We start from the raw sequence: 17309 nt of genomic DNA, 5'->3' as shown, positions 1-17309 counted from the left end.
GCAGCGTGCCCTCAGGGGTGCATCAGGTAGAGCATCGGCCAGAGGAATATCCAGATGACGTCGACGAGGTGCCAGTACAGCCCGCCGAGCTCGACGTGCGTCTCGTTGCCCGCGCCGTACCGCCGCCGGAAGCACCCCCACGCGAGCCAGCCGAGGACCACGAGCCCCGCCGTGACGTGGACGGCGTGGAGGCCGGTGGTCAGGTAGTACGTCGTGAAGAACATCTTGGCGCCGTCCGTCGGGAGCTCGGCGAAGCGGTAGGCGGCGCCGGGGAATATCCCCTCGCGGAAGTGCGCGGCGTACTCGACGCCCTTCAGCGTGAGGAACGCGAGCCCGAGCGCGATGGCCCCGACGAGCAGGCGGCCGGCCCGCGCGGGGTTGTCGAGGCGTACGGCGTAGACGCTCAGCGCGACGAGCAGGCTGCTCGTCAGGAGGATCGCCGTGTTGGCCGTGCCGATCGGGGCGCTGTTGTGCGCGATGCCGGCGGAGAACTCGGCGCCGAACATCGCGCGGTAGGCGGCGTAGAGCCCGAAGAGGCCGGCGAAGAGGAGGACCTCGCTGGCGAGGAAGATCCACATGCCGAAATGCGCGGCGTGGGTCTGCTTCTCGAGATCCTCGAACTGCATGGCGAGCCGCGCCGGGGCGAGCGGCTCAGCGGGCGGGTGTGACTCGGGCATTCGCCTCCTCCTCGGTCAGGTGGTAGTCGTACGGACCTCGCTCGACGGCCGGCGTCACCGCGAAGTTGTGCTTGGGCGGGAGGGGCGGCGTCATCCACTCGAAGCTCCGCGACCGCCACGGGTTGTCGGGCGCCCGCGCGCCCCAGCGCAGGGCCACGAGCAGGTTGATCAGCGCGAGCACGAGCGCGCCCGCGAGCAGGTAGGCGCCGCCGGTCGAGAGCACGTTCAGCCACTGGTACTGGTCGGGGTAGCTGTAATAACGGCGCGGCATCCCGGCGTTGCCGAGCAGGAACTGCGGCAGGAACGTCAGGATGAACCCGCAGAACACCCCGAAGGACGTGAGCAGGCCCATCGGCTCCGAGTACATGCGGCCGAACATCTTGGGGAACCAGTAATGCGCGGCCGCGAGGAACGCGGTGAGCGTGCCGCCGACCATGATGAAGTGGAAGTGGGCGACGACGAAATACGTATCGTGCCAGTGCACGTCGAGCGACTGGGTCGCGACGGCGACGCCCGTCATGCCCCCGAAGACGAAGAGGAACAGGAACCAGAAGAAGTAGAGCATCGGGGTGTTGAAATGGATGGACCCCTTCTGCAGCGTCGCCACCCAGGTGAAGACCTTGATGGCGGAGAAGATCGCGACGAACATCGAGAGCGCGCCGAAGATCCCCGCGTCGAGCGCGCTCATCCCGGCCACGAACATGTGGTGACCCCACCCGGTGAACCCGATGAACGCGATGCCGAGCGACGAGATGGCGATCGCCCAGTACGACGCCGGCTGCCGCTGGGAGAAGGTGCAGACGACCTCGCTGATGACCCCCTGGGCGGGGATCACCATGATGTAGACCGCGGGGTGGGAGTAGAACCAGAACAGGTGCTCGAACAGCACCGGATCGCCGCCGAGCGCCGGGTCGAAGATGCCGAAATGATAGATGTGGTCGAGCCCGACGAGCAGGATCGTGAGGCCGAGCACGGGCGTCGCGAGCAGCATGATGACGCTCGTCGCGTAGGTGGCCCAGACGAAGAGCGGCAGCCTGCCCCACCCGATCCCGCGGGCGCGCATCGTGTGCGTCGTGGCGATGAAGTTCACCGCCGTCATGATCGACGAGACGCCGAGGATGAAGATGCCGATCACGACCGGCAGGACGGCCGTGGGCGTCGTCGTGCTGTAGGGCGGATAGAACGTCCACCCGGTGTCGGCGCCGCCGGCGATCGCGGCCGCCAGCGTGATCACGGCGCCGGTCGCGTAGACGTAGAGGCTCGCCAGGTTGAGGCGGGGGAACGCGAGATCCTTGGCGCCGATCATCAGCGGAAGGAGGAAGTTCCCGAACACGTTCGGGATCGACGGGATCATGAAGAGCCACACCATGACCACGCCGTGGAGCGTGAACATGCGGTTGTAGGTCGACGCGTCGATCACCGTGCGCTCGGGCGTGAGGAGCTCGGTCCGGAGGACGAGCGCGAAGACGCCGCCGAGCAGCAGCATGGCCACCACGATCACGTAGAACATGAGGCCGATCCGCTTGTGATCGATCGTGAGCAGCCAGGAGCGCACGCCCGCGTCGGCGCGGAGGTAATCGGGCTCGGGCGCGCCGTGCGGGAGCGCCGCGCCCTCGTGTGTCGGTCCGTTCATCGCGTGGTCCCTCCCGGCGCCGCGCCGCCGGTCCCGCCCGCGCCGGGGATCTCGGGCACGACGGGCCCGCGCGGCACGTCGCGGATCGATTTCATGAGCTCGATGATCGCGGAGATGTCCGGCGGCGTGATGATCCCCAGGTACGACGGCATGACCGGCTGGAATCCGCGGTGCATCGCGGCGAGCGGATCCATGATCGACTCCGTGATGTAGGCCTCGTCGGCGATCCGCTCGCCGCCGCCCTCGAGCGGCACGGCGGACCGGTAGAGCCCGGCCCAGGTCGGGCCGATGTGCGGCGTGCCGTCGAGCGTGTGGCAGCGCAGGCAGCCGTGCCGGGCGGCGGCGTCCTCGCCGCGGGCGGGCATCGGCCGCTCCGCGGCGGCCTGCCCCGCCTCGGCCCGGGCGGCGGCCTCCTGCGCGAACGCCGGGGTGCTCGCCGCGCCGCCAACGAGCCAGCGCTCGTAATCGGCCGGGTCGAGCGCGATCACCTGGCCCCGCATCTCCGAGTGGCTCGTGCCGCAGTACTCGGTGCAGAGGATGGGGTACGCGCCGGGCTCGGTCGCCTCGAACCAGGCCGTGGTCACGCGGCCCGGGAGGACGTCCTGCTTGATGCGGAACTCGGGCACGAAGAAGCTGTGGATGACGTCGCGCGACGTCATGACGAGCCGGACGGGCCGCCGCGCCGGGACGTAGAGCACCGAGATCATGCTCTCTCCCTGCGGATAGCTGAACTTCCACATCCACTGCTTGGCCGTGACGTAGACGTCGAGCGCCCCCTCCGGGGCCGTGCGCAGGTCGATGAACTGGCGCGTGCCGGCGTTCCAGAAGGCGAGGAAGATGAACCCGAGCGCGAAGAGCGCGAGCGTCTCCAGGATGAGCGCCGGCCGCGCGAACACTCCGGGGTGCGGCCGCGAGGTGTCCTGGATCCGCCGGCGATACCGGATGAGGAAATAACCGCCGATCACCGTGATCAGGGCGGCGCCGCCCATGGTCACCAGGATGACGACGTAGTGCAGGCCGTCGATCTCGCGCGCCAGCGAGGCGCGCTGCTCCGGCAGGAAGAGCAGCTGTCGCAGGAGCTCGTTCATCGCGCGCCCTCCCGGCCCTTCTGCCGCGCTCGCCGCCCGAAGAAGGCGAGCATCGCGCACACCGAGGTCAGGATCGCGGTCGCGCCCAGCCGCAGGAAGCCGGTCACGTAGGGGCCGTAGCGGCGGCTCGCGGGGTCGTAGCGATAACACGTCATGAGCACGCGCTCGACGGCGGTGCCGACCTGACCGCCGCTGGCCTCGAGCAGCGCGAGCCGGAGGTCGCGGGCGGAGAACTGGACGCCGTAGAGAACACGGGAGATGCGGCCGTCCGGCGTGAGCACGAAGACGGCCGCGGGGTGCGCGTACTGGTCCGTGTCCGCGTCGTAGGCGAAGCGGAAGCCGAGATCGCCGGCGAGGGCGCGGATCTCGGGCAGATCGCCGGTGAGGAACGGCCAGTCGGCCCGGCCCGCGGCGTCGCCGCCGAGCGCCGCCAGGGTGGCTGTCCGCTTCCGCTCCGCGGCCGCCGGCGTGTCCCTGGGGTCGAAGCTCACCGTCAGCGCGCGGTACTGCTCGCCGAGGCGGTAATCGAGCTTCTCCAGGCCGGAGACGAGGCCGCGCAGCACGAGGCCGCAGAGCATCGGACAGCGGTAATAGGCGAGCACGAGGAGGACCGGCCGCCGCCCGTCGAAATGCTCGGCGAGCGGCGCGCGCCGTCCGGTCATGTCCGTGAACGGGAGCGCCGTGTCGATGGCGCGCCCGAGGCGCTCCTCGATGTCGGCTCCGCGCGCGGCGGGGGGCTCCGCCGCGACCGCGAGCGGGGCGCGCGAGCACACGAAGCTCATGAGCGCCGCGGCGGGCAGGTGCCTCCGTTTCATCGGCTCTCCTCCACGACGAGGCCCATCGCGTCGTCGATCGGGATCTGCACGAGGCCGCGGCTCCGGTCGGCCCAGCCGAAGCGCCTGAGCTCCTCGCGCTTCCGCCGGTTCAGCATCGCGCCGAGCCCCTCCTCGCCGGTCTCCCTGCGCATGAAGATCCGCCGATCCACGCCGGCCACCTCGCCGCGCTGCCCGGCGGGCTCCTCGGCGGGCTGGAGGCGCCTGCGCGCGGCGTGGAGCTCTGCCTCGCGCCCGCGCAGGATCATCCGCGACCAGAGGCCGAGGATCACGAAGATGATGACGACGGCGAACGCGACAGCCAGGATCCGCCGCCAGGGGACGAGATCGTCTTCCTGGCGCACGTCGGGACGGCGGTAATGGGACGTCATACGCTCTCGTATCGGAAGGCGGCCGGCAGCGCCGGGTCGTTGACGGGGACGAGCGGCTTGCCGCGCAGCCGCAGCGCGGCGAGCGCGACGCACGGGCCGACCACGGCGAGGAGCGCCGCGAGGTCGAGCCAGTGGTACGGCGCGCGCTCGCCCGGGGCGTCGGGCACGACCAGCCAGTGAAGATCGATGTAATGCGCGGCGAGGATCCAGGCGGCGACCGCCGCCAGCCAGGCCGGCCTGCGCTTGATCCCGTAGTTGAGCAGGACCAAGAAGGGGATCACGAAGCGCGCGAGCACCAGCGCGAGGCTCACGGCGCCCCACGGGCCGTGCGCGCGGTGGAGGTAGAACTCCGCCTCTTCCGGCCGGTCCGCGAGCCACATCAGCATGAACTGAAAGAACGCGGCGTAGGCCCAGAAGATGGTGAACGCGAGGAGGAGCCTGCCGAGCGCGTAGTAATGCGACGTGTTCAGCCCGGGCAGGAGCCCGGCGCGGTCCGAGGCGAACGCGATCACCGTGAGCAGCGCTATCGCGGCGACGAAGCCGCCGGCGAAGACGTAGACGGGGAACATCGTCGAGACCCACGTCGGCTGGAGCGACATGAGCCAGTCGAAGGCGGCGAACGAGAGCGCGAGCGCGACGAGCGGCAGGCCGGCGACGCTGATCGCGCGCAGCCGCCCGCCCAGCGCGAGCTCCGGGCGCGCGTCGCCGCGGAGCGACCCGTGGCGGAGCAGGGCGGCGAGGACCAGCCAGACCACGAAGTAGATCCCCGTCCTGACCAGGAAGAAGGGGAGGTTCAGGTACGGCGTCTTGTGGAGCACGATCGCCCTGACGTGCTCGTCCTCGATCGACTCGGGCCGGAGCCACTCGCCGTACAGCGAGCCCAGCCCGAACAGGAGCGGGACGAAGAGCACGGCCAGGGCCGGCAGCGCCCCGAGGATCGCCTCGACGAGGCGGCGGACGGCCACGGGCCAGGTCGCGCCCATGGCGTGGCAGGTCATGAGGAAGATGAGCGCGCCGACCACCGTGCTCACCGCGTAGGTGTAGGCCGCGAGGTAGGCGTAGAAGAGCCGGGTCGGGTCCACGAACGCGCCGGCGACGAGCAGGAGGCCGCCGAGGAGCGCGAGGCCGAGCGACCACGCCACGATCGCGCGGCCGCCCCGGAAGATGGGGATACGTGGGTTCACGGGAGCTCCTTCTGGGCGCGCTCGCGGAGGGGCGGGGGGAGCGCGTCGAGCGCGGCGGCGCGGCTCTTGCCGAGCGCCTTCACGTACGCGACGATCGCCCAGCGCTCCGCGAGCGGGATGTGCGGCTCGTACGAGCGCATGAGCCCGTAGCCCTCGACGATGACCTGGTAGATGCGGCCGGGCGGGAACGCCTGCACCCGCGGGTCGACGAGCGACGGCGGGCGCCGCTGGGTCATGTTCCGCGCGACCTCCGACTCGCCGTCTCCGGCGACGCCGTGGCACGCGGCGCAGAAGATCTCGTATCGCTCCTGGCCGTACCGGAGCAGATCGAGGGTGACCGGAACCGGGATGCGATCCGCATGGGCGCCGCCCGCGACCCCGCGGGTGAGCGCGGGATCGCCGGTCATCCGGTCGTTCGGCACCGTGCCGTCCGGGGGGCGGCGCATGACCGCGCCGTCGTGGAAGATCTCCGCCGGCTGGTAGGGGACATAGCGCTTCTGGCGGATCATGCGCTCCAGATCGAGCGCGTCGGCCTCGCCGGGCTCGCCCTCCTCGAGCGCCGCCGCCGCCGGGTCCCGCCTGCAGGCAGCGAGGCAGAGCGCCGCGGCGAGCGCGGCACGCGCGGCATACCAGCCAAGCGGCAGGAGGCGCCGGCGCATCACCGTCGCTCCTTGCCGGCCCAGGCGACGGCGCGCGCGCCGAGGACGGTGAGATCGCGCTCGGCGATGGGCCGGATCAGCGCCGGGTCGCGGGCGTCGATGCCGATCCAGAACCGATCGATGGAGGCGCGCTCGAACCCGGGGACGTCGAAGACCGGACTCCAGAGCTCGGGCAGCCGCGCGAGCAGGAGCATCACGACGAGCCCCGAGAGGGCGGTCGCGAGCACCATCATCTCGAAGGTGATCGGCACGAAGGCCGGCGGCGCGTGCGCCGGCCGGCCGCCGACGTTCAGCGGGTAGTCGTAGGCGTTGTTGTGCCACTGCACGAGGTAGCCCCCCGCCGCGCCCGCGATCGCGAACGGGAGGAGGATCCACGAGAGCGGCGAGCGTCGGAGCCCGAGCGCCTCCTCGACGCCGCGCACCGGGTACGGCGTGAACGCGTCGAGGCGCCGGTAACCGCGGCTCCTGAGCTCGGCGATCGCCCGGAGCATCGCCTCGGGCGTCTCGAACTCCGCGAGCAGGCCTGCGCGCATCAGTGCTCCTCCTTGCTGAGCTCGTGGTTGAGCTCCTTGACCTCGGCCACGGGGATGAACGGAAAGAGGCGCAGGAAGATCATGAACAGGAGCAGGAAGAACGAGATCGTCCCGGCGAACATCGAGATATCGACCCACGTCGGGCGGTACGCGTGCCACGCCGAGGGGATGAACTCTCGCTGGAGCGACATGACGATGATCACGAACCGCTCGCTCCACATCCCGACGTTCACGAGGATCGAGATGATCCAGAGCAGCGCGGTGCTCCGCCGGACCCGCGAGGACCAGAGCAGCTGCGGGACGATGACGTTTCCGAGGATCTGCGCCCAGAAGACGGCCGCGTTCGGCCCGAAGGGGCGCGCGACGAAGTACTGGTAGATCTCGTACTCCGAGCCGCTGTACCAGGCGGCGAACCACTCGATGATGTACGCGTAGACGACGATGAGGGCCGTGACGAGCGTCATCTTGGCCAGGTTGTCGAGGTGCCGCTCCGTGACGACGTTCTCCAGGCGGAAGATCCGGCGCGCCGGGATGAGCAGCGTCAGCACCATCGCGAAGCCGGAGAAGATGGCGCCGGCGACGAAGAACGGGGGGAAGATGGTCGCGTGCCAGCCCGGCACGAGCGCCGTCGCGAAATCGCTGCTCACGATCGAGTGGACGGAGACCACGAGCGGCGTCGCCAGGCCGGCGAGCAGCCCGTAGAGGATGCGGTAGTGGCGGTAGGCGTGCGCGGAGCCGCGCCACCCGAGCGCAAGGATCCCGTAGGCGATCCGGCGGCGGCGATCGGGCGCCCGGTCGCGGAGGGCCGCGAAGTCGGGGAGGAGCCCGACGTACCAGAACACGAGAGAGACCGTGAAGTACGTGAAGATGGCCGCCGCGTCCCACGGCAGCGCGCTCTTGTACTGAGGCCAGACCGCCAGCGTGGAGGGGTAGGGGACGAGCCAGTAGGCGAACCACGGCCGCCCGAGGTGCAGGAGCGGATAGAGGCCCGCCTGGATGACGGCGAAGAGGGTCATCGCCTCGGCGAACCGGTTGATGCTCGTGCGCCAGCGCTGCTCCAAGAGGAGCAGGATCGCGGAGATGAACGTGCCGGCGTGCCCGATGCCGACCCAGAACACGAAGTTGATGATCCCGAACGCCCAGCCCACGGGGATGTTGTTGCCCCAGACGCCGATCCCCGTGACGACGGTGTAGGTGATGGTCGTGGCGAGCAGGGCGGTCCCGGCGCCGGCGAGGGCGAACGCCGCCCACCACAGCCTCGATCGCGGCTTCCACACGACCGACAGGAGCTGCTCGGAGAGGGCCTCGTCCGTGGGCCTCCCGAGGAGGAGCGGCTGCGTCACGGCTCGTCGAGCTCCGGGTTCTTGTTGTTGATGCGCGCGAGGTAGACGTTCCTCGGCCGGGTGCCCTGGTCGTGGAGGACGACGTAGCTCCGCGGCTCGCCCCGCCACGCCGCCATCTCCGTCTCGCCGTGGAGGAGCGAGTCGAACTGGATCGCCCGCGTCGGGCAGGCCTGCTGGCACGCGGTGACGACCTCCCCCGGGCGGATCGAGCGCCGCTCGATGCTCGCCGCGATCTCCGCGCGGCGGACGCGCTGGACGCAGTAGGTGCATTTCTCCATGACGCCCCGCTCCCGCACGGTGACGTCGGGGTTGCGCTGGAGCTCCGCGAGCCCGGCGTTGTAGGCGTGGAGCTCGGTGTAATCGAACCAGTTGAAGCGCCGGACCTTGTAGGGGCAGTTGTTCGAGCAGAACCGCGTCCCGACGCAGCGGTTGTAGGTCATCTCGTTGATCCCGTCGGGGCTGTGCGTCGTCGCGTTGACGGGACACACGTACTCGCACGGCGCCTTCTCGCAGTGCTGGCAGAGCATGGGCTGGTGGACGACCTCGGGATCGCGCGGATCCCCGGCGTAGTACGTGTCGATCCGGAGCCAGTGCATCTCTCGGCTGTTCAGGACCTCCTCCTTCCCCACCACGAGGACGTTGTTCTCGGCCTGGCACGCGACCACACACGAGCTGCACCCGGTGCAGATCGTGAGATCGATCGTCATGGCCCATTGCTCGAGCGCGCCCGCGGGCCCCACGCGCGCGGGGAGCAGCGACGGCAGCGGCCCCTTGAACGCCCCGGTGAAGTCGGGGTGCTCCCGGTAGACGGCGAGGGAGGTCGAGAGCGCGATCGGGCGCCCGTGCAGGCCGAAGTGCGTTTGCGTCAGGGCGAGCGGGTGCTTCTCGCCGGGCCGCCTGCGCACCGCGAGGCCGGCCGCGAAGGACGGCGCGTCCGCGGTGCGGAGCCGGTAGACGTCGGCGCCCACGCCGGCCGCGATCACCTCGGCGCCGCTCCGCCCGTACCCGAGCTGGAGCGACACCGTGCCGTCGGCGTGCCCCGGCGCGACGAGGACCGGTATCGAGACCGTCCGTCCCTTGAGCTCGAGATCGACCACGTCCTCGCTCTCGAGGCCGAGCGCCTCCGCCGTCGCGGGGCTGAGCAGCGCGGCGTTGTCCCAGGTGAGCTTGGTCATGGGATCGGGCAGCTCGAGCAACCAGGGGTTGTTGGCGAAGCGGCCGTCATAGACGTTGGCGCCCACCGAGAAGACGACCTCGAGGACCTCCGCCGGCGCCGGGGCCTGCGCCGCGATCTGCCCGATCGCCGCGGCGATCCCGTCGGCCCGGAGCGCCGTGGCCTCGCGCGGCGCCGCGCTCCCCGGGACGAGCCCGCGCCGCAGCGCGTCCTCCCAGAACGCATCGAAATCGGCGCCGCCCCGGCGCGCCCTCCACGCGCCCCGGAGCAGCTCGCGCGCGCCGATCGGCGGCTCGCCCGCGAACACCGCGAGCACCTCGGCGGCGGTCCTGCCCTGGAAGAGCGGCTCGATGAGCGGCTGGACCATCGAGATCGTGCCGTCGTAGGCGCGCGTGTCGCCCCAGGCCTCGAGCTCGTGCGCGGCGGGCACGAACCAGTCGCAGCTGGCCGCGGTCTCGTCCTCGTGGAGCCCGAGGTAGGCGCGGCTCGGGACGGCGCGCAGCAGCGTGGAGAGCTCGAGATCCGCGGGCGCCGTGTAGGCCACGTTGTCCTCGAGGATCACGAGGGTGTCGACGCCGCCGCGCCGGATCTCGTCGGCCAGCGCGGCGAGCTCCTGCTCCGCGCCGCCCGCCGTGATCAGGGTCGCCGCGGTGGCCCACGCCGCGCGCTCGCTGCCGAGCGCCGCGTTCATGAGGTGCGCGAGCGCGTGCACGGGCGGGGGTTGCCGCTCCCCCGCGACGACCACGCTCGCCGCCGCGCCGCGCGCGAGGTCGCGCGCGAGCGCCTCGACGAAGCGCCGGTGCTCCGCCCGCACCCGCGCCTTCAGCGGATCGAGCGCGCCGAGCGCGCCGAGCGTGTCCGCCGGGAGCGCGCCCGGGCGCCCGCCCAGCGCGCGCAAGAGCTCCGCCGCGACCGCCGCGGCGAGCGCCGGCACCTCGCTCGGCCGCGCGCGCAGCCGATGGTCGGCCATGCTCCCCGTCGGGCTCAGCCCGGGCTCGATGACGTAGAGCCGGTTCATGGTGCCCGCCGGCGAGCCGACGCGCCGCCGCTCGGAGAACTGGCGCGCGTACGCGAGGCTGAAGGGCATCGACGCGAGGAAGTCCGCGTCGAGCGAGAGGATGACGTCCGCGGCCCGGAAGTCGCGCTGGGCTTGCAGCGGGGCGCCGAAGGCGAGCTCGGCCCCGCGCGCCGCGTGCGGCGAGCGCGCGGGCGCGTAGAACGTGAACCGGGCCGCCGGATGGCGGGCGAGGACGCGCCCGATGAGGTCCGCGACGAGCGGGGAGCCGGTGGGCTTGAGGATGAAGCGGAGCCCTGCGCCGCGGTCGCCGCGCGGGCCGCCGAACTGCTCGACGAACGCCTGCCACGCGGCCGGCGTCGCGCCGCGCCGCGCCGCGCGCGCCCGGTGCTGGTCGTAGAGGGCGAGCACCGACGCCTGCTCGTGGACGCCGGTCGCCCCGAGGCTCGCCGGGTGCTCCGGATTTCCCTCGACCTTGGTCGGCCGCCCCTCGTGGTTCTCGACGAGGATGCCCGTCGCGAACCCGTCGAGCTCCAGGCTGGTCGCGTAATACCGGAGGATCCCCGGGGTCACCTCCGGCGGCGTCCTCACGTAGGGGACGATCCGGTCCGCGGGCCTGGAGCTGCACCCGGAGGCGCCGGCGAGCGCCATGCTCGCGCCGAGGAGCTTGAGCCAGCTCCGCCGGCTCACCACGTCGGGCCTGTCCTCGCCGCCGCGGCCGTCTTGTCCCTCGCGGAGCTCCGGCCCCTCGAGCAGCTCGGCGAGGCTCCGCCAGTACGCCTTGCCCGTCTTGCCCTGGAGCGCGGCGCTCCCTGTCGATTCGTTTCGCTCAGCCATCGTCCCTCTTCAGGTCGTCTTCGGATTGGCGCCGTCGCCGCTGCTCCCCTTCGTCCACCGCTTGCTCTTCCCGCGCTTCCTCTCCCGGTCTCGTGCCCCTGCGCGCGTTCACCGGTGGCAGGTCGAGCAGTGCACGAGGCGCCGCACGCCGAGCTCCTCCGCGATCTGCCGGCCGATCCGCTCCGCGTCGGGCCCGGCGTCCCACTCCATGTCCACGATCGCGGAGCGCGGGCGGAGGTGCCGCTCCGGCGCTCGGTGGCAGTCGAGGCACCAGCCCATCGTCATCGGGGTCGCCTTGTGGACGTCGGGCATCTGGTCCACGCGGCCGTGGCACGTCACGCACCCGACACCCTTGTTCACGTGGATGGAGTGGTTGAAGTAGACGAAGTCCGGCACGTCGTAGACGCGGTTCCAGGGGATCGGCGTGTCCGAGAAGTAGCTAGTCCGGACGAGCGCGAGCTTGGGGCTCTGATTCCAGATCTGGCTGTGGCACCCCATGCAGAGCGCCGTCGACGGCATGCCCGCCGTGCCCGCGCGCTCGACCGTGTAATGGCAGAACCGGCAATCGATGGCGTCGTCCTGCACATGGTGCCTGTGATCGAACTGCACGGGCTGCTGGACGGGCAGGTTCTGGCCGGTGTTCCAGTCGGTGCGCACGTAGATCATCGGCGCCGCGACGGCCCCCGCGACGCCGAGCACGCCGAGCGCGACGGCGATCCGGAAGGCGGTGTTGCTCCAGCGTGGAAAAACGGATGCCATGCTCTCGTGGGGGCCGGCCTCGCTCACCGTGCGGCGATGCGGCCGTCTCCATCGATGCAGCGGTCGCCGAGGTCGTTTCGAGGACTCGCGGTCTCCCTCGCTCCGGGGCCGGCGCGCTAGGGCGCCCCCGGAGCGGCGCCGTCCGGCGTGGCCGCGGCGTCGCGGCGCGCGAGCGTCCGAGTCCTTGCTTCGCGGCGCGTGCGGTCGCGAAACACCCGATCTCCGCCTCCCGGGACGGAGATCCGCGATATCATGCCGTCATGAAGCTGCCGCGCTCGACCTCGTCGTCCCTCGTGGCCATCAGTGTTCCCGTGGCGGCGGGGCTCGCGGCGTTCGCCTGCTCGAGCCAGGAGTTCGTCCTGCCGGCGCCGACGTTGGACGCCTCGGCCGCGGGCGGCGGCGGAGCGGGCGGGAGCGGTACCGGTGGGAGCGGCGCCGGCGAGGCAGGCGCGAGCGGCGCCGGCGGGAGCGGCGGTGGCGGGGCGAGCGGGGGCGGCAGCGGCGGCGGGGCAAGCGGGAGCGGCGCCGGCGGGAGCGGCGGCGGGGCTGGCGGGAGCGGCGGCGGCGGGGCCGGGACAGCGCTCGACTGCTCGCCGCCGAGCGGGGGTGAAGGCGCGCTGAAGCTCACCCCCGTCGCGTCGGGCATCACGCGCCCGCTGCTCCTGAAGTCAGCGCCGGGGGATCCCACGCGGCTCTTCGTCGTGTCGCAGCCCGGTCAGATCTTCGTGCTCGCGGACGGCGCGCCCGAGCCCGCGGTGTTCCTCGACATCCGCGAGCTCATCGCCTACGGCGGCGAGCGCGGCCTCCTCGGGCTCGCCTTCCACCCGGACTACGCGGCGAACGGCCGCTTCTTCGTGCATTACTCGGACAAGGTGACGGACGGCGACACGCGGGTCGTCGAGTTCAGGCGCGGCGAGACCCCGGACGTCGCCGATCCGACCCCGGTCGCCACCTACCTGGAGCACGAGCAGCCGCAGAACAACCACAACGGCGGATCCATCGAGTTCAGCCCGCGCGACGGATTCCTCTATCTCGGGCTCGGCGACGGCGGGAACAGCAATGATTACGGCCCCGGCCACTCGGCCACCGGCAATGGTCAGGACCTCACGACCCTGCTCGGGAAGATCGTGCGCATCGACGTCGCGACGCACCCCTACGGCATCCCGGAAGGGAACATGACCGGCGAAGGCGTCCGGCCCGAGATCTGGGACTATGGCCTGCGGAATCCCTACCGCTTCAGCTTCGACGGGTGCACGGGCGACCTGTACATCGCCGACGTCGGGCAGCAGAAGTGGGAGGAGATCCACATCGAGCCGGCGGGGCAGGGCAGGAAGAACTACGGCTGGCGCCTCATGGAGGGCCAGCACTGCTTCGTCCCGGCGGAGAACTGCGATCCCGGGGGGCTCACCACGTTGCCTCAGGTCGAGTACCCGCACGCCGGGGCTGTCATCGAGGATTGCTCGGTCACCGGCGGCTACGTCTACCGCGGCAGCAGGATCCCGTGGCTCCGGGGAGCGTACTTCTACGGCGATTTTTGCAGCGGCAGGATCTGGACGGTGACGTACGAAGGCGGGGCGACGACCGCGCCGGTCGATCGCACGGCCGATCTCGAGGCGCTCGGCTTCAGCATCGCCGGCTTCGGGCAGGACAGCGCCGGCGAGGTCTACGTCGCCGACTTCGGCGGCACCGTGTACCGCGTCGATCCGGAGTGAGCCCGGGTCAGCGTGTCTCGCCGCGCCGCGCAGGAGCTCACATCGACCAGCGGAGCCCGGCGTACCGCGCGCCGAGCACGATCTCGGGCCGGCGGGAGGCGGCGCGCTCTTCCGACGGGACGGGCACACGCCGGGAGCCGACGGTGGCGAGCGCGATGCCGCCTCCCATGCTGCCGACCCCGAGGACGACGAACCCGAGCCCGATGGTCTTGCCGACGTAGCTAAAGTCGTATCCGCTCTCGGACGGCTCACCGTCGATGTAAGTTACCGGCTCCCGGTCGGAGCCGATGATCATGAGTGCCCCGAAGAGCGTCGAGACGGCGCCGACGGCGGTCAACGCGACTCCTCCAATCACCATCCCCGGGCTCTTGATCCGGAGCTGCGGCGGGCCGGCCGGCGGCGCCGGAACCGCCGCGGCCGGCGCCGAAAGCGACGGCCCGGCGACGGGCGCCAGGACGGGGCCGTCGGCCTGCGGCGCAGCGGTCGTGGTCGGCGCGGCGGTCTGCGGTGCGGCGGTCGGCGCCGACGCGCCCGCGGGCAGCGGCTGCGCAGCCGCGGCGGACCGCGCCTGCGCCGCCACCGGATCGGCCCGGGCGTCTCGACCACCCCCCGCGAGGGCGGTGAGGAATATCGTGAGCAGCAATAGGCGCCCGAGGCGCTGTTTCGACGAACTCATCCTGTGGCTCTCCCTGCGATCGTCGAACAGGTTGCCGCCAGCCGGCGCAACCGGACATCGAGCTCCCCGGCTCGGCCTCTCCGACTACGAGCAGGATAATGGGAGCGAGGTCCACGTCGCGGACTTCAGCGGGACCGTTTCGTGCTCCGGTCTCCGATCGGGCGTGAGCTTCTGGGCGCTCGCCGCGCTCGGCGCGCCGGCATTCACATCGACCAGCGGAGCCCGGCGTACCGCGGGCCGAGCACGAGCTCGGGCGCGGCGGAGGCGGCGCTCTTCGCCGGCGCGACAGGCACCTTGCGCCCGCCGAGGATCATGAAGGTGACGCCGACGCCCGCGGTGATGAGCCCGCCGACGACGATCGCGCCGCCCAGGGCCTTCTCCTCTTCGGGGTCGGAGACGGTCTCCTCGCACGCCCCGGGCTCCGCGCAGGCGACGGTCACGGCCCCGCCGAGGGTGACGAGGGCACCCACGCCGGTCAGGACGATGCCGGTGACGAACATCTTCCGGCTCTTCATCCGGGTCGGCGGCTCGGCCGGAGCGGCGGGCGCCTTCCCCGCGACGGGCGCCAGCGCGGCGCCGCCGGCCGACCCGGCGGGCGCCGCGGGCCTCGCCGCGGCCGTCGCCGGCCTCGCTGCGCCCGCCGGCGGCGGCGGGGCGGGCGTGGCCGGCGCCGCGCCCGCGGAGAGCGGCGGGACGGTCACCGTCTCCGAGGCCCCCGCCCGGGTGAGCTCCACCGTCCTGGTGAACGGCGCCCGCCCCGGCGCGGCGGCCTCGATCGTGTGCTGGCCGGGGTCGACGGGCACCGGGATGCCCCACTGCGCGCGCCCCACGAGCGCGCCGTCGCGCTTCACCTGGAGATCGGCCGGGGCGCTCGGGGGCGCGGTGATCGTCAGCCGGATGAGCTTCGGCTCGAGCGCCGCCGCCCGCTGCCGCGCCACCTTCTCGCGCTCCAGCTGGCCGGCGGCCTTCGCCGCGCCGGCCACCTCGAGGAACATCGACCAGGCGCTCGCCGTCCGGCCGAGCTGCTCGTAGCAGGCCGCGAGGTTGAACTGGGTCCCGATGCCCGGGTCGAGCCGCTGGCTCTCCTCGAGCTTGGGGCACGCGTCGGCGTACTTGCCCTGCGCCATCAGCTGCTTGGCCGCGTCGAAGAGCGCCTGCGCGGCCGCGGTGTCGGCCCTGGCGTCGCGGCTGCCCCCGGCGAGGGCGGCAAGGAACATCACGAGCGCCAGCAGGCGCCCGAGGTGCTGCATCGGCAGGCTCGTCATGGTGGTCCTCACTTGCGATCGTCGAACAGGTTGCCGCCGGCCGGCGCCGGCGCGGCGGCGGGGGCGTGGGCCGGACCGGCCGCCGGCCGCGCGGGCCGCGACGCCGGCGCCTGCGCGGGCCGCTGCGCGGCGCCCGCGGGGAGCGCCGCGGCCGGCCTGGCGCTGCCCGGCGCCGCCGGCTCGGCCGGGGCGAGGTCCGGGGCGGCGGCGAGGCTGGCCGCGGGCGGCGGGGCGGCCTCCCCGCCGGGCGCGACGGCCGGCGCGCCCGCCGCGGACGCGGCCGGCGAGGCGGCCGCAGGGTCGACCGGCGACGGGATCGCCGCCGCCGGGGCGCCCGCGGCCGCCTCCGCGGCGGGCGCGCCGCCGCGCGCGCGCAGGGCGAGGACCCCGAAGACCCCGGCCGCGGTGACCAGCGACAGCCCGACGCCGGCGAGCACGAGGGCGAGCCCCCCCTGGCGCTTGCGCGGCGCGAGCATCGTCCCGCTCCACGACGGGGCGGTGCTCATCACGGTCGGCGAGGTCGTCCCGCTCCGCGACGCGAGCTCCGGCCGCGGGGGCGCCGAGCTCCGCGAGATCCCGCTGATCCGCTCGACGGAGAGCCGCGCCCGCCCGGTCGCGAGCGGCGCGAGCGCCTCGGCCAGCTCCCCGACGTGGCGGAACCGCCGCTCCGGCGCCTTCTCGAGGCACCTCAGGATCACCGCCTCGAGCGCCTGGGGGACGTCCGGCCGGAACGCGGCGAGCGGGCGCGGGGTGCCCTGCATGATCGCCACGCAGAGCTGCGGCATGGTCGCGCCGTCGAACGGCGGCGCGCCGGCGATCAGCTCGAACAGGATGACGCCGAGCGACCAGATGTCGCTGCGCGCGTCGACGTCGCGGGACGACTTGAGCTGCTCGGGCGACATGTAGAGCGGCGAGCCCATGATCGCCTTGGTGTCGGTGATCCGCGGGTCGTCGCCGCGGGTCACGACCTTCGAGATCCCGAAATCGAGCACCTTCACGCACGGCGAGCCGTCCGCGCGCCGCGTGAGGAACAGGTTGGCCGGCTTGAGATCGCGGTGGACGATGCCCGCCGCGTGCGCCTCCGCGAGCGCCTCGCAAGCCTGGAGCACGTACTCCACGGCGGCCTGCGGGGGCATCGGCCCGCCCGCGCGCACCGCGTCGGCGAGGTCGCTGCCCGACAGGAACTCCATGACCATGTAGGGCGTGCCGGAGTCGAGCGTCCCGACGTCCATCACCCGCGCCACGTGCTCGCTCTTGATCTTCGCCGCGGCGCGCGCCTCGCGCACGAAGCGCTCGGCGAGCGTGTGGGACTGTGTCGCCGAAGGGAGCAGCAGCTTGATCGCGACCCGCTCTTCCAGCTGGAGGTGGGTCGCGGCGACGACGACGCCCATGCCGCCGGCGCCGATCACCCGCTCGACGCGGAATTTGCCCGCGAGCACTTGCCCCTCTCGAACCAGCCGGTCGGCTTCGTCGTGTGTCGGCGAGGTGCTCGTCATGGATCGGTCCCTTCGTCAGGCCGGGGCGCGGAGCGCGTGAACCGCGCGATCTTC

15 protein-coding genes are annotated in these 17309 nt (G+C 72.4%); 1 reads left to right on the top strand and 14 read right to left on the bottom strand.

What is annotated here, in order from left to right:
• Positions 1-11 precede the first annotated feature (11 nt).
• From WMF43_RS26335 to WMF43_RS26285, 11 genes are all read right to left on the bottom strand, one after another.
• Positions 12-677, bottom strand: coding sequence for a cytochrome c oxidase subunit 3 family protein (locus WMF43_RS26335; protein ID WP_437668712.1), 666 nt, complete (start codon positions 675-677; stop codon positions 12-14).
• On the bottom strand, positions 652-2310 hold the full coding sequence (locus WMF43_RS26330) for a cytochrome c oxidase subunit I (RefSeq protein ID WP_437668711.1): 1659 nt from the start codon (positions 2308-2310) through the stop codon (positions 652-654). The genes WMF43_RS26335 and WMF43_RS26330 overlap by 26 nt, the downstream gene beginning before the upstream one ends.
• Positions 2307-3398, bottom strand: a complete 1092-nt coding sequence (gene coxB, locus WMF43_RS26325; RefSeq protein WP_437668710.1) for a cytochrome c oxidase subunit II — start codon at positions 3396-3398, stop codon at positions 2307-2309. The genes WMF43_RS26330 and coxB overlap by 4 nt, the downstream gene beginning before the upstream one ends.
• Complete coding sequence (locus tag WMF43_RS26320) at positions 3395-4213, bottom strand: SCO family protein (RefSeq protein WP_437668709.1); 819 nt, start codon at positions 4211-4213, stop codon at positions 3395-3397. The genes coxB and WMF43_RS26320 overlap by 4 nt, the downstream gene beginning before the upstream one ends.
• Positions 4210-4602: a hypothetical protein gene (locus tag WMF43_RS26315; RefSeq protein ID WP_437668708.1), complete on the bottom strand. Its 393-nt coding sequence runs from the start codon at positions 4600-4602 to the stop codon at positions 4210-4212. Before WMF43_RS26315 ends, WMF43_RS26320 begins: the two co-directional genes overlap by 4 nt.
• Positions 4599-5786 (bottom strand): hypothetical protein, encoded by a 1188-nt coding sequence (locus tag WMF43_RS26310; protein WP_437668707.1) that lies wholly within the window; start codon positions 5784-5786, stop codon positions 4599-4601. Before WMF43_RS26310 ends, WMF43_RS26315 begins: the two co-directional genes overlap by 4 nt.
• Complete coding sequence (locus tag WMF43_RS26305; protein WP_437668706.1) at positions 5783-6445, bottom strand: c-type cytochrome; 663 nt, start codon at positions 6443-6445, stop codon at positions 5783-5785. Before WMF43_RS26305 ends, WMF43_RS26310 begins: the two co-directional genes overlap by 4 nt.
• Complete coding sequence (locus tag WMF43_RS26300; protein WP_437668705.1) at positions 6445-6978, bottom strand: DUF3341 domain-containing protein; 534 nt, start codon at positions 6976-6978, stop codon at positions 6445-6447. The genes WMF43_RS26305 and WMF43_RS26300 overlap by 1 nt, the downstream gene beginning before the upstream one ends.
• The gene (nrfD, locus tag WMF43_RS26295) at positions 6978-8321 is read right to left on the bottom strand and encodes an NrfD/PsrC family molybdoenzyme membrane anchor subunit (RefSeq protein ID WP_437668704.1); all 1344 of its coding nucleotides are present in this window, start codon (positions 8319-8321) and stop codon (positions 6978-6980) included. Before nrfD ends, WMF43_RS26300 begins: the two co-directional genes overlap by 1 nt.
• On the bottom strand, positions 8318-11347 hold the full coding sequence (locus WMF43_RS26290; RefSeq protein WP_437668703.1) for a Fe-S-cluster-containing hydrogenase: 3030 nt from the start codon (positions 11345-11347) through the stop codon (positions 8318-8320). The genes nrfD and WMF43_RS26290 overlap by 4 nt, the downstream gene beginning before the upstream one ends.
• A 108-nt stretch (positions 11348-11455) precedes the next feature.
• Positions 11456-12106, bottom strand: coding sequence for a cytochrome c3 family protein (locus WMF43_RS26285; RefSeq protein ID WP_437668702.1), 651 nt, complete (start codon positions 12104-12106; stop codon positions 11456-11458).
• A 260-nt stretch (positions 12107-12366) separates the two neighbouring features.
• Between WMF43_RS26285 and WMF43_RS26280 the strand changes: the two genes are divergently transcribed.
• Positions 12367-13818 (top strand): PQQ-dependent sugar dehydrogenase, encoded by a 1452-nt coding sequence (locus WMF43_RS26280; RefSeq protein WP_437668701.1) that lies wholly within the window; start codon positions 12367-12369, stop codon positions 13816-13818.
• A gap of 37 nt (positions 13819-13855) precedes the next feature.
• On the opposite strand, the gene WMF43_RS26275 is transcribed toward WMF43_RS26280, so the two are convergent.
• The 3 genes from WMF43_RS26275 to WMF43_RS26265 form a co-directional block, all read right to left on the bottom strand.
• Complete coding sequence (locus WMF43_RS26275) at positions 13856-14494, bottom strand: hypothetical protein (RefSeq protein ID WP_437668700.1); 639 nt, start codon at positions 14492-14494, stop codon at positions 13856-13858.
• A gap of 203 nt (positions 14495-14697) precedes the next feature.
• Positions 14698-15771: a hypothetical protein gene (locus tag WMF43_RS26270; RefSeq protein WP_437668699.1), complete on the bottom strand. Its 1074-nt coding sequence runs from the start codon at positions 15769-15771 to the stop codon at positions 14698-14700.
• Positions 15768-17255: a serine/threonine-protein kinase gene (locus WMF43_RS26265; protein WP_437668698.1), complete on the bottom strand. Its 1488-nt coding sequence runs from the start codon at positions 17253-17255 to the stop codon at positions 15768-15770. Before WMF43_RS26265 ends, WMF43_RS26270 begins: the two co-directional genes overlap by 4 nt.
• Between the last annotated feature and the right edge of the window lie 54 nt (positions 17256-17309).

Source organism: Sorangium sp. So ce131, assembly GCF_051519095.1.
Classification (GTDB): Bacteria; Myxococcota_A; Polyangia; order Polyangiales; family Polyangiaceae; genus Sorangium.
Note: the sequence above shows the minus strand (reverse complement) of the source record. Positions and strands in the feature narration are given on the sequence as shown.